Annotated in this window: 12 protein-coding genes; 7 read left to right on the top strand and 5 right to left on the bottom strand. The window is 56.0% G+C overall.

Going from position 1 to position 11,585, the window contains the following annotated elements; translation table 11 throughout:
• Positions 1-110 precede the first annotated feature (110 nt).
• A complete protein-coding gene (locus ACT3UM_RS14415; protein WP_498899886.1) occupies positions 111-770 on the bottom strand; it encodes an NADPH-dependent F420 reductase in 660 nt (219 codons plus the stop codon).
• A 100-nt stretch (positions 771-870) separates the two neighbouring features.
• On the opposite strand from ACT3UM_RS14415, the gene ACT3UM_RS14410 reads away from it, so the two are divergent.
• Positions 871-1,764, top strand: a complete 894-nt coding sequence (locus ACT3UM_RS14410; protein ID WP_498899884.1) for a LysR substrate-binding domain-containing protein — start codon at positions 871-873, stop codon at positions 1,762-1,764.
• Positions 1,765-1,773: 9 nt separating this feature from the next.
• On the opposite strand, the gene ACT3UM_RS14405 is transcribed toward ACT3UM_RS14410, so the two are convergent.
• Positions 1,774-2,628: a helix-turn-helix transcriptional regulator gene (locus tag ACT3UM_RS14405; RefSeq protein WP_498899882.1), complete on the bottom strand. Its 855-nt coding sequence runs from the start codon at positions 2,626-2,628 to the stop codon at positions 1,774-1,776.
• Positions 2,629-2,769: 141 nt separating this feature from the next.
• On the opposite strand from ACT3UM_RS14405, the gene ACT3UM_RS14400 reads away from it, so the two are divergent.
• The gene (locus ACT3UM_RS14400; RefSeq protein ID WP_498899880.1) at positions 2,770-3,936 is read left to right on the top strand and encodes an MFS transporter; all 1,167 of its coding nucleotides are present in this window, start codon (positions 2,770-2,772) and stop codon (positions 3,934-3,936) included.
• A gap of 109 nt (positions 3,937-4,045) precedes the next feature.
• On the opposite strand, the gene ACT3UM_RS14395 is transcribed toward ACT3UM_RS14400, so the two are convergent.
• Entirely contained in the window at positions 4,046-4,783 is a 738-nt protein-coding gene (locus tag ACT3UM_RS14395) for a YoaK family protein (RefSeq protein ID WP_498899878.1), read from the bottom strand.
• Between the two features lie 367 nt (positions 4,784-5,150).
• Between ACT3UM_RS14395 and ACT3UM_RS14390 the strand changes: the two genes are divergently transcribed.
• Genes ACT3UM_RS14390 through ACT3UM_RS14380 form a run of 3 tightly spaced genes read left to right on the top strand, consistent with a single transcriptional unit; the run spans position 5,151 to position 8,350 of the window.
• Positions 5,151-5,369, top strand: a complete 219-nt coding sequence (locus ACT3UM_RS14390) for a DUF1656 domain-containing protein (RefSeq protein WP_498899876.1) — start codon at positions 5,151-5,153, stop codon at positions 5,367-5,369.
• A 23-nt stretch (positions 5,370-5,392) separates the two neighbouring features.
• The gene (locus ACT3UM_RS14385) at positions 5,393-6,265 is read left to right on the top strand and encodes an efflux RND transporter periplasmic adaptor subunit (RefSeq protein WP_498899874.1); all 873 of its coding nucleotides are present in this window, start codon (positions 5,393-5,395) and stop codon (positions 6,263-6,265) included.
• 3 nt (positions 6,266-6,268) lie between these two features.
• The gene (locus ACT3UM_RS14380; protein WP_498899872.1) at positions 6,269-8,350 is read left to right on the top strand and encodes an FUSC family protein; all 2,082 of its coding nucleotides are present in this window, start codon (positions 6,269-6,271) and stop codon (positions 8,348-8,350) included.
• Position 8,351: 1 nt separating this feature from the next.
• Here the strand turns inward: ACT3UM_RS14380 and ACT3UM_RS14375 are convergent, their stop codons facing one another.
• Together ACT3UM_RS14375 and ACT3UM_RS14370 are read right to left on the bottom strand one after the other, a co-directional pair.
• Positions 8,352-9,149, bottom strand: coding sequence for an ion transporter (locus ACT3UM_RS14375; protein WP_498899870.1), 798 nt, complete (start codon positions 9,147-9,149; stop codon positions 8,352-8,354).
• 193 nt (positions 9,150-9,342) lie between these two features.
• Positions 9,343-10,275, bottom strand: coding sequence for a LysR family transcriptional regulator (locus tag ACT3UM_RS14370; protein WP_498899868.1), 933 nt, complete (start codon positions 10,273-10,275; stop codon positions 9,343-9,345).
• A gap of 140 nt (positions 10,276-10,415) precedes the next feature.
• On the opposite strand from ACT3UM_RS14370, the gene ACT3UM_RS14365 reads away from it, so the two are divergent.
• Both ACT3UM_RS14365 and ACT3UM_RS14360 read left to right on the top strand, forming a co-directional pair.
• A complete protein-coding gene (locus ACT3UM_RS14365; RefSeq protein ID WP_498899866.1) occupies positions 10,416-10,808 on the top strand; it encodes a RidA family protein in 393 nt (130 codons plus the stop codon).
• A gap of 209 nt (positions 10,809-11,017) precedes the next feature.
• Positions 11,018-11,578: an SDR family oxidoreductase gene (locus ACT3UM_RS14360; protein WP_498899864.1), complete on the top strand. Its 561-nt coding sequence runs from the start codon at positions 11,018-11,020 to the stop codon at positions 11,576-11,578.
• The last annotated feature ends 7 nt before the right edge of the window (positions 11,579-11,585 follow it).

Raw genomic sequence — 11,585 nt, 5'->3', positions numbered from 1 at the left:
TAAGCCTCGGTGAGAACCAGACGAATATTCATAGAATCACTTCCTTTCAACTGCTGTTCCCAGGAACCTTTTGGTTTAAAAACTAATAAAACTTTATATTTATTTACCTTTTACCGACGCCATGATCCTTCCGGCATATCAATGTTGCGTTGCGCCTCATCAAGTGCCTGGCGCAATCCCTCTCGATCGTACGGTATGCAATAAGCTGGCTTGGCGCGCTCAAAACGCCAGCCTTCCGACAGCGGCCCGGCATCAACAACATCGAAGCCCAACTGGAGCACCAAGCTTGCGACGATCTCCTTAATCGCGTCATCATCCCCCGCGATAGGCAAGGCGCGCCGGTTTCCCGAAGGCAGCGTCTGCCCGCCCTTCTCCAGATCGGAGGCCAGGATCGCGTTGAATGCCTTCACGAGACGGGAGCCTGTCAAATGCTGCGCCAGCAGTCCACTCGTCGTCGCCCGACGCTCATCCAGTTCCAGGATCGTTCCATCCCGATCTGGATAGTAGTTATTGGCGTCCAACACGATCTTGTCGCGTAGCGACTCAACGGGAAGATTCGCGTATTGATGAAAAGGAATGGCGATCAGGATAATGTCGCCGAAGCCGATGGCCTCATGCACGGTACCGATCTGGGCGCCAATTTTCGCCGGGATGCTGCTGAGTGTCTGCGGCCCCCGCGAGTTACTGATCATGACGTCATGGCCCGCCGCAATCGCCAGGCGTGCAAACGCTTGCCCGATAAAACCTGCACCAATAATACCGATCCGCATATCTTTCTCCTGGCAGTTTTAAGATGAACAGCACTTTATCCTGCCACTCAAGCGTGATAAACATCACCTTATTCACTTAACTATCTACTGGGAGTTGATAATGCTGGATCGGCTAACGAGCATGGCTGTTTTTGTGCGGGCTGCCGATCTTGGCTCCTTCACGGCCGCCGCCGCAGAATTCGGCTTATCGACGCAGATGGTTTCCAAACACGTTATGGCCCTGGAACAGCAGCTTGGGGCGCGGCTATTGCACCGCACCACACGCAAACAGAGCCTGACCGAGATCGGGTATCTCTATCATGAGCGTTGCCAAACGATCCTCGCTGAAGTCGAGGCGGCCGAAGCGCTGACGGAACAAGCCAGGGCCCTTCCACGAGGCCGCCTCAGAATCAACGCGCCCGTCACCTTTGGCAGTCAAAGCCTGGTTCCACTGGTTACCCGCTATCTTCGTGAGTACCCAGAAGTAGAGGTCGATCTCACCTTGTCGGATCGTCTGGTCGACCCTATCGAGGAAGGTTACGAAGCCGTCATTCGCCTTGGGCCAATCACCGACAGCACTACATTGGTGGCACGTCCGCTTGCCCCCTATCGGCTTATCGCCTGTGCCTCACCAGCTTATTTAGCTGAGCATGGTGAGCCTGAGACACCGGCGGATCTGCTGGAGCATGAGTGCTTGGGTTTCACCTATTGGTTCGGCACTTTGGGCAGAACGTGGCGCTTCAGTCGCGACAACTGCCTATATGACGCCCCCGTGAGCGGGCGGCTGCAAATCAATGACTGGAAAGGGCTGCTTCGCGCAGCATTGGAGGGGTTCGGTATTATATTGGGCTATGAAGCCGCATTGGCTGAGGCGTTATCCGCCGGGCGGCTGGTGCGCATCTTGCCAGACTATGAGGGGCCTTCAAGACCCATGCACCTGCTCTACGCCACCGATCAGCGCATGACGCCGAAGCTACGTCATTTTATAGACGACGTTGTGGCCACGTTTGCTTAAATTCCACCCTTACCTCGCGCCTTTGTCGTCACTCACCCAGTGGGTAAAAGCAGCACTCTGAGGATCCGCCTCCTTTACGGCATAATAAACCAACCGTAGGTGGCGCTCTTCATCAACGGTGAGCGTGGTGTGTTCAAACGCGATAGCGCCGATCCCATCCAGATAAAGATGGCGCACGCCCTGGCAAGGCGCGTTGACCTCCTGATTTTTCCACCATGCCTTAAACTCGGGCGCCACTTTGGTTAACTCTTCAACCAATCCATCGATAGCGGGATCCTCAGACGCACGGGCAAAGTCGCGTCGGAAGCTGGATAGCATTTGGCAAACCTGCTCCTCCCAGGGTGATAACCGCTGGCGCATGGCAGGGTCGGTAAATAACAACCACAGCATATTGCGGCGTTCAGGTGCATGGGCAGAGAAGTTGAACAGCTTATCAGCGGCAGCGTTCCAGGCCAGCACGTCCCAGCGTAGGTTCAGGATATAGGCGGGCCGTGTGGGCAGGTCGTCCATCAAGGTTTGCACCAGCGGCGGCACGCTGCACCAGGTTTTGCCTAGCTCAGAGGGTAGCCGCTGATGGGCAAGCAAGAACAGATGGCGGCGTTCAGCCGCATCCAGCTTGAGCACTTTGGATAAGTTATCCAGAAACGTCGCCGATACGCTAATATCGCGACCCTGCTCCAACCAGGTATACCAAGTCAGCCCCACGCCCGCTAAAGCGGCGACCTCTTCGCGCCTTAACCCTGGCGTGCGCCGCCGCCTTCCACGAGGCAACCCCACCTCTTCCGGGGCAATTTTCTCGCGATGCTTGCGTAGAAACGCAGCCAAGTCTTCCCGCGTTCGAGTCAACGTCCGGGCAGCGGTCATTTCATTACCTCTAAATAACGTATCACTTTTAGTAATAGCATAAACAGTTAAATTGTACCCCTTTAAAAGCCTCTCCAGAATAGCCTCTCGCTGGCAGAACTAGCGGTGATTTTTCAATCCTTATCTAACATGGAGAGCGTGATGGCTGATCAGTCTCGTTTATCGGTTTATTTAATCGCCCTGGGGGCGTTTGCGTTGGGAATGGCCTCTTATGTCACTGCGGGGCTTATTCCACTTATTGGCGACGCTTTTAGTGCTTCTGCTGCCAAGGCCGCCCAGTTAGTCACGGCGTTCACATTAGCCTATGGCTTAGGCTCGCCCGTCGTCGTGGCACTACTGCCCGGCCATCATCAACGTTTGGGCTTACTAGTGGCGTTGGCCGTTTTTATTGTGGCCAATATCGCCAGCGCGCTGGCCACTAGCTTTATCGCCCTCGCTATATGGCGAGCAGTCGCTGGCGTGGGCGCCGGGGTTTATCTTGCCATGGGCATTGCCGCCGCAGCCGCCATCACGCCAGAGCCCCAGCGCGGTAAAGCGATTGCGATCATCATGGGCGGCATGGCGAGCGGCACGGTACTGGGGGTGCCTATCAGTCTGCTGCTCGCTGAACGTTTAGGCTGGGCGTCAGCAATGTGGCTTATCGCAGGTCTTGGCTGCATCGCCTACGCCGGACTTCACGCCAAACTCCCTGCACTACCAGCCACGCCAGTGCTTGCTCTTGCCCGCAAGCTGGCTATTTTGAAAAGCCCTCATGCCATGGCCATTCTGGCGGTTTCCTTATTGGCGGCCATTGCCAGCCTGGGCATGTACACCTTTATCGCCCCTTTTATGGCGGCCACTGAGTCAGGCGCTGTTCAGTCGATTACCGGTTATTTGTGGGTATGGGGAATTGGCGGCGTCGTGGGCAGCTTTCTGATTGGCCCATTGGTCGACAAATTTAACGGCCCGGTAATGACCTTGGCGATCATGCTACTGCTCTTTATAGCGCTCATCGCCCTACCTTTTTCGACATCGGTTCATCCTCTGCTGACGTTATTCCCGATCGCGCTTTGGGGCGCCGTGGGCTGGGCGCTGCAAGTGCCACAAAACAACGAGCTCGTTCGCACGCGCCAAGCTCATGGCGACGGCAACTTGGCGGTCGCGCTCAATGAATCGGCGCTCTATTTAGGCAGTGCCATTGGTGCGGCGTGTGGCGGAGTTTTGCTTTCCCTCCATCTTCCCGTTTCGACATTAGCGGTGGGCGCGGGGGCAATCGCCGCAGCAGGGGCATTAGTACAGTTAGCGCTTGTGGTAAATGCCAAACAGTAGTGTCGCAGGCTATCTATTAGCGGAAGGCACTCGGGTAAACAGCAGGCCTGATGCCACTGCAATTCAGTGAGCCATAACCGTGCGACCGGCGAAAGGACGCCACTCCCCGTTAGGCTCTTCTGGCGTCCATCAACTTACTGGCCGTACGCACCGTGATAACAATTGCGCTCAAGGGAACGATCATCAAAACAGCCCCCAGCCCCAGCATTGCCTTGAAACCAAACAAATTGAACAACACAAATCCGATAACACACCCCGTCAGAAATGAAAAAATCGTCGTCAAATGCGTATAGAGTTGCTTTCGGCAAGCACGGCGGTCGGTCGCCTCTCCGCGTGCTACCAAGGATGATAAGAACGAGCCTAACGCGATACCAGCATCCGTTAGTGTGCCGGTCACGTGAGTCGACCTCACCCGACCGTTTGAGAGTTGCGTTGACGTTGCGTTGTGAACTCCCATCAAGAAGCCCAATGCTATCAGCACTTCCTCGTTGAAGCGTGTCGAGTAAAACAGCAGTTCAAACACCGACACTGCAGTCAATGCCACGCCTTCCGCCAAGAGAATCAGGCAGAAGATGGTTCTCAGTTTCTGCCCCACGACCACGGCAACGCGAGCGAGCGTACTGCCTGTCACGAATGCCAAGAGCAGGGCTGCCAGAAACAACAAGCCATAGGTATCGGAGCTGACCACTTCAGTCGACATTTGTGAGGCGTTGCCACTCATATGGGAAGGGAGAAACCCAAAAGCCCCCAACGCCATGGCATTGAGAATACCGGCAGCCGTCGCCAGTACCAGTGCCAGGCAGCGATCCTCGGTATGAGACCGAGCTTTCTTCTTTTTGATCAACAAACGCCTTCTCCTACGACCTAAGAGTTGGCAAGTACGACACTAATACTAAAGCATAGTTCTAATTTAACTAATTGAGATTTATCTGACATATTGGCGCCTGAATTCAAACGTTAAATGCCGAACATCAGCGTTCTGTGTGTAGAAAGCCCCGCCAGTGGAAACAAACGATCATCCTGCATTACCAGTTCAACGCCTTCTGCCTGCTCATTAAGACGTGCCGCTGCGCCATACTCTATGTGAGTGCCACGAGCCTTTAGCTGCGCCAACTGGTCAGCAAAGGCAAACTCTGTTAATTCTCACTATACTGTTGGCTGATTTTTCTCGGCTGGGGTTAAATTTCCGTCCTTATCGTCCACTTAAGGTTGTTATGGGTCTTCAAGAAATCGCCATTGGTGGCATCTACCTTAGCCCACTGCTGATCTACGCGTTGATTGGCTTTATTGCTACGCTGACTGTTCGCTCGCTACTGCATTGGGTGGCCGGCGAGTACGCCCTCTGGTACGAGGCATGGTTCGATATCTCGCTGTTTGTCATCTTCACAGCGGCCACTACCTTCATTTTTACTGTGTTGCTTCAAAGCCCTTGAGACAGCCCTTGAGAGAATCGCTGATGCGCCCTTCGCTTCGTATTTTGCTCACTTTAATTATTGTCGCTATCGCCATTGCTGCCGGTGCTTGGCTTTGGCGCTACTACCTTTACACCCCCTGGACCCGCGACGCCCGAGTGCATGCTGAGGTTGTTACCATTGCCCCGGACGTCTCCGGCTGGGTGCGCACCTTGAACGTCGCCGACACCGACCATGTTGTTCAGGGCGACACACTGTTTGCGATCGACGACACTCGCTATCAGGCAGCGGTCGACAGCGCTCAGGCCACGGTTGAGCACCGCCAGGCCACCCTGGAACTAAGCCGCGCCGAGGAGAGTCGACGTAACCAGTTGAGCAACAATCGTGCGATTAGCGCAGAAAACCAGCAGATCGCCCAGATCAACTCCCGGATTGCAGCCGCCGATTTACAGCAGGCCCAGGCGGAGCTGGCCAGTGCCCAGCTTGATTTAGCGCGCACCCAAGTAACCGCACCAGCGAGCGGCCACATACTCAATGTGCAGCTCACCGCTGGCACGTATGCCAACCGCGGCTCTCCCGTCATGGCGCTGATTGCGGATAACTCCTTCTATGTAGTGGGCTATTTTGAGGAGACCAAAATGGACTCAATCAAGGTTGGTGACCCGGTAGAGGTGATTCTGATGAACGGCGACACTCACCTGAATGGGCGAGTGGCAGGTATTGGCCGGGGCATCGCCGACAGCAACACAACCCTTAACCAGCAGTTGCTGCCCCAGGTGGATCCAACCTTTAACTGGGTGCGCTTGGCGCAGCGCATTCCGGTGCGTATTTCACTCGCTGAGGTTCCTGATGACACGCTGCTGAGTGTCGGCATGACAGCGACCGTGCGTGTCCGCCCTGCCGAACAGCCTGAATGACCTATGTCACCCTTTATTAGCACCTACCTGACGCCCAACGCCACGGCGGTCAAGTTTGCCATCAAGACCACCCTGGCGATGATGCTCGCCCTTTATGTTGCGCTCTGGCTTGACGTGGAGCGCCCCTACTGGGCGCTGATGTCGGCGGCGTTTCTGCAGATTCGCCCCATGAGCGGTATGGTGGTAGAGAAAGGCATCTGCCAGCTTGTCGGCACTTTGCTTGGCGCCGTGGCGGGCATCGCGATCATGGCGCTCTTCGCCCAGGCCCGCGTACCGGCACTTATCGTACTGACCACCTGGATTATGCTATGCACCTACGTGGGCTCGCTGTGGCGTAATAACTACACTTACGGCTGCCTGATGGCCTCCGTCACGGCCATGCTGATCGTGGTCATCTCCAGCGGCAGCGCGCCCGCTGGGATCTTCGATATCGCCGTGGCGCGCCTTACCGAGCTCGGGCTGGGCGCCATCTGCGCCATGCTGGTCAGCTCGCTGCTCTGGCCATCCCATGTGGGCACCCACCTTGCCACCCAGGCCGACAACGTCATCAACCAAGCCTTCGAGCATGCCGCCCTGCGCTTAGAAGCCAGCGACGATATCCCGGCGATGCAGAAAGCCCTGCGTAGTAGCCTCGGGCCGTTAACCCTGCTGGAAACCGATAGCCAGGCCGCCCGTTTTGAAGGCCCGGCAGGTTCTGGCCGGGTGCGAGCCACCCACGTACTAACCCGCCGCACGCTGCGCTTTTTCGCCAATCTTCAGGCGCTTCATCAACTGATGCACGACCACGCCGACCGCCTCGCCCCGCAAAGTATCGAACTGGCGGGGCAGGTCGCTCAAGGCTTTCGCGATGCTGAACACGTTAAAGGCGTGGTTGAGGCCAGAAAAGCTCTTCAGGCGTTACGCCAGCAGGTTCACGAAAACGAGGAGGAGAGCCGCTTAGCCCCGCTTGACCGGCGCCTGCGCTTGGGGCTACGTGAATCGATCGGGCACGCCATGATCATGCTCGATGCCCGGGAAGCGATTGCCTCTCCGGAGAGCCATAAACTGCGTTCATCGCCGCTGGCCTGGCACCGCGACCACCTCGCCGCGAGTATCAACGCTATACGCTCGGGCCTGGTATTCTCGCTACTGGCGACTTTTTGGATTATCACCGCCTGGCAGAGCGCCATGATTGCGATGATGCTCGGCACGCTGTTTTCCGCCTTCTTCGCCAGCCGTGACAACCCTATCGCGATCACCATGATGTTCTACAAAGGCATGCTGGCGGCGATTCCCAGCGCCTTTCTATTCGGCCATGTGCTGCTTTCCCAGGCCAATGGCTTTCCTTTGCTTGCATTGATTTTCGGTACGCCGCTGTTTTTGGGATTATTGGGCGCCACCAATCCAGCCACGATGGGGTACTGCCTGGCGTTTACGATTTTCAATATTCTGCTGACCATGCCCGGCAACGGCATGGATTTCTCATTCGATAGTTTCGCCAACCGCGTGGTGGCCGTGGTCATTGGGCTTAGCTGCGTGGTAATGGGCTTTCGTCTGCTGCCGGGGCTAGGCACGCGCCTTAGACGACGGCGACTGATCAGCGCCATTTCCACAGACATTCATGAGCTAACGCGGCGCTCGATTCGCGACGCCGAAACCCGCTTCAGCGGCCATATGGCGGATCGGATTCTTCAGTTGGCCCAGCACGACGACATGCTGCCTGAAGACCAGCGCCACCTGTTTATTCTTGGCTTAACCGGGCTGGATGTGGGCACCGCGACGCTGCGCCTGCGTGACCGGCTTGATGATGCACCGCATCCGCGAATCCGCGAGGCGCACCACCACCTGCTGCGCACGCTGGCGAGCGGATTTGAAGAGAGCGCCAACGGGCGCCAGCCCCAAGGGATTCGCCAAGCGGGCCAGCAGTTGGAAGAAGCGATAGAGGCTTACGGCGACGTGCCCGCTGACCGCCGGGTACTGCTGGAAGGCTTGGTCGAACGGCTCGAACTGGCCCTAGAGCGCCTAGCGCGCATTATGTCGGAGCGGCCACATCATAAGCCCGCCGCAGATAGGGGGGCAGAGACATCAGCTACGCTCCAGAAATAAGCTATTCCTCACCACTTTCTGGCATCTTATGTGCTTTCTGGAAGGCATCACTAAACGCCGCCGCCAAGATCCCAGTGGGCATAGCGATGATGCCTATGCCTGCCACCGCGGTTAGGCCAGCAAAAAGTTTGCCGATTGCCGTTACCGGCGTGACATCGCCATAGCCAACGGTGGTTAACGTAGCGATACTCCACCACAACGCCCGAGGCACACTGCCAAACGCCTCCGGCTGCGTTGACGCTTCTGCTACGTATAGACAGCAGGATGAAAACAGTAACAATAACCCGGCAACGCCCGCGCTTAACCATAGCTCATGAGATCGCGAGTGTAGGGCAATTGCTAGTGCCGCCCAAGCTTGGCTAAATCTCCCCAAACGGGCAAGTCGTAACATACGCAACAAGCGCAATAGACGTACTAAAAAGGCATTATTATGAGCCAGGAAACCCAGAAAATAGGGCAAAATAGCGATCAGATCGACTAACGCCCAAAACGAAAAGATATAGCGAAGACGGCCACTCAACCCACGATACCGCGGGTCTTCCCCTATCGAATAAAGCCGCAGTAGATACTCAATAATGAACACCACCACGAATATCGTTTCGAGCGTAGGGAAAAGCCATGGCGCGCTTGCGCGAAGGGTAGGCTCCGTCTCCAAAATAGCCGTTAACGATGCCAACAAAATAAGCACACCAATCACTTGATTGAGTATTGAAAGCCCATTCTGCTGACGTGCTTCCGGCGCTAACTGCCGATAGAGCGCGGCTTTATGCCTTGTTAGATTCACGCCTCCCTCACCCATTTTTCAATTCCATTCATGGCCTAACACTTTTAAGAAAACATAGACATGTTAACTCAAGCATAGAGATTGCTGACATATAGCCCTACTTTAATAGCAATAAAGACCACTCCCGGCGAGCTTGAAACCAAGCATGCATGACTAAACGGCTTCACTGCGGCAACATATCAACCGCTGCCCCTGGAAGACGTAAATATCAGCGTTTATAGCCCGTCCGATTATCGCCAAGCGTATTTTGAGCCATCAACTCCACGACCCAATCGATAAATACGCGCAGCTTGGCGCTTACATGCCTATTCGGTGGAAAGGCGACGTACATCGGCATGGGATCGAGGTGCCAGTCATCAAACAAGCGCACCAGCTCACCACGCGTTACGTGCTCTCTGGCCATGTAATCCGGGAGCCAAATGATGCCGAGCCCCGCCAGACCTGCTGCAAGCCCAGCGTTCCCATCGTCGACCGAGATCACATAGCGCCCCTGCACGGTGACACGCTCTGCATTGCGGTGCAGGGCGTAGGGAAAAGCCAAACCAGAACGTGCCCATCTGAAACCGACAATGTAGTGCGGGGGAAGTGAGAGCTCTTGCGGGTGCGAAGGGAGACCGGTACTTTCCAGATAGCTTGGCGCGGCAAAAAACCCAAGCGTCAGATCACCTACGCGACGTGCCACCAAATACAAATCGGTGAGCTCCCCACCGCGCACTACACAGTCCACGCTTTCCCCAATTAAATCCACCATTCGATCGCTCACCCCCATATCGAGTTGAATATCGGGATAACGGGCGTGGAACGCGGGCAGGGCTGGAATCAGGATCATACGTGCAAAAGGACTGGGCACGTCTACTCTTAGTAGGCCGCGAGGCAGCACAGAAGCATTGGAAAGGCTGGTTTCGGCATCATCCATATCAGCCAGAAGCTTGATAACGCGCTCGTAGTAGGCCGCGCCGTCCGCCGTAACGTTAACCTTCCGGGTGGTGCGGTTGAGCAGCTTGACGCGCAGCCGTGCCTCTAGCTGTTGCACCAGTTGCGTCACGCTGGTCTTGCTCATATGAAGGGTTTCAGCGGCCTTGGTAAAGCTGCCCGTCTCCACGACTCGAGCAAAAGCCTGCATTGCGTTAAAACGATCCATGAGGGTGCCAAACACCTTTGATTGTTTGAAATATACAAACAATGTTGAACAGAATTCGCCGTTTATCCACCTCTAGTGACGGCTTAAAGTGACGCCATCGTAGATAAAGGGTCGGCTTCGACCTATTGATGGAGATACACATGGCTAAACGTGACGTTGTTTTCCCCCCAGGCCGCCAAGCGCTTTATGAACAGAACGCCTACTCCGCGGCCATTCGCTCCGGCGATCTACTGTTTGTTTCGGGCCAGGTTGGCAGCCGTGAAGACGGCTCTCCCGAGCCGGACTTCGCCGCTCAAGTGCAGCTCGCTTTTGACAACCTACAGAGTGTCCTGGAAGCAGCGGGCGCAAGCTTCGAGGATATCGTCGACGTGACGACTTTCCATACTGACCCAGAAGCTCAGTTCGCCGCAGTCATGGAAGCCAAGGCGCGCGCGTTCCCGGAAAAACCCTACCCGAACTGGACGGCGGTCGGCGTGACCTGGCTGGCGGGATTCGACTTTGAAATCAAGGTCATTGCAAGGCTTCCCGAGTAATCAAACCGTACTGCTCAGCGCCGAATTGTTGCGCCCCCCGCAGGATCAGGCAAGTTTTGCGCAAGGGTTGGCAAGCCCAGCAGTCGTGGAATTGTTAAAAAGTAAAGGTCAGCGCAGCCGCTCCGTCTCTTCGGCGATGAAGCGATCCGAGCGGCGCGACTATCGACATTATTAGCATTGAATTCTAACGATAGGCGGAGGGTAAAGCAGTGAAAACATCAGGAAATACCCTTCTCATCACCGGCGGCGGCTCCGGGATTGGTCGTGAGCTAGCCTTACGCTTTAAAGCGCTTGGCAACACCGTGATCGTCGCAGGACGGCGAATGGAAACGCTGGAGGAAACCATTGCTGACCAGCGCGACATGCACGCGATGGTTGTCGATGTTGAGGATCCAGAGGAGATCACCGCCTTTGCTGAGCGTGCCATCGCCGAGCATCCCAACCTCAATGTGCTGATCAACAATGCGGGCATTATGCGGCGTGAGGATTTGTCCTGCACTCGAGACCTGAGCGATGCCGAGCAGACGGTCGTCACCAACCTGCTCGGGCCCATCCGGCTGACAAACGCACTGACCGACCACCTGGTCAACCAACCGGACGCCGCCATCGTGAATGTCTCCTCAGGGTTGGCGTTTGTACCGTTAAGCGGCACGCCCACCTATAACGCCACCAAGGCAGCTATCCACTCCTACACAATCTCCCTTCGCGAACAGCTTAAGGGCAAGGTCGAGCTCATTGAGCTGGCTCCCCCGCCGTACAGACAGAGCTGACGCCAGG

Origin of the sequence: Halomonas sp. AOP13-D3-9, from assembly GCF_052379125.1 — a bacterium.
In the GTDB taxonomy this organism is placed as follows: Bacteria; Pseudomonadota; Gammaproteobacteria; order Pseudomonadales; family Halomonadaceae; genus Vreelandella.
Note: the sequence above shows the minus strand (reverse complement) of the source record. Positions and strands in the feature narration are given on the sequence as shown.

Bases quoted from the DNA above. Each gene is read 5' to 3' on its own strand.
- ACT3UM_RS14415 (WP_498899886.1), bottom strand. From the start codon at position 770: ATGCGGATCGGTATTATTGGTGCAGGTTTTATCGGGCAAGCGTTTGCA.
- ACT3UM_RS14410 (WP_498899884.1), top strand. From the start codon at position 871: ATGCTGGATCGGCTAACGAGCATGGCTGTTTTTGTGCGGGCTGCCGAT.
- ACT3UM_RS14405 (WP_498899882.1), bottom strand. From the start codon at position 2,628: ATGACCGCTGCCCGGACGTTGACTCGAACGCGGGAAGACTTGGCTGCG.
- ACT3UM_RS14400 (WP_498899880.1), top strand. From the start codon at position 2,770: ATGGCTGATCAGTCTCGTTTATCGGTTTATTTAATCGCCCTGGGGGCG.
- ACT3UM_RS14390 (WP_498899876.1), top strand. From the start codon at position 5,151: ATGGGTCTTCAAGAAATCGCCATTGGTGGCATCTACCTTAGCCCACTG.
- ACT3UM_RS14385 (WP_498899874.1), top strand. From the start codon at position 5,393: ATGCGCCCTTCGCTTCGTATTTTGCTCACTTTAATTATTGTCGCTATC.
- ACT3UM_RS14380 (WP_498899872.1), top strand. From the start codon at position 6,269: ATGTCACCCTTTATTAGCACCTACCTGACGCCCAACGCCACGGCGGTC.
- ACT3UM_RS14375 (WP_498899870.1), bottom strand. From the start codon at position 9,149: ATGGGTGAGGGAGGCGTGAATCTAACAAGGCATAAAGCCGCGCTCTAT.
- ACT3UM_RS14370 (WP_498899868.1), bottom strand. From the start codon at position 10,275: ATGGATCGTTTTAACGCAATGCAGGCTTTTGCTCGAGTCGTGGAGACG.
- ACT3UM_RS14365 (WP_498899866.1), top strand. From the start codon at position 10,416: ATGGCTAAACGTGACGTTGTTTTCCCCCCAGGCCGCCAAGCGCTTTAT.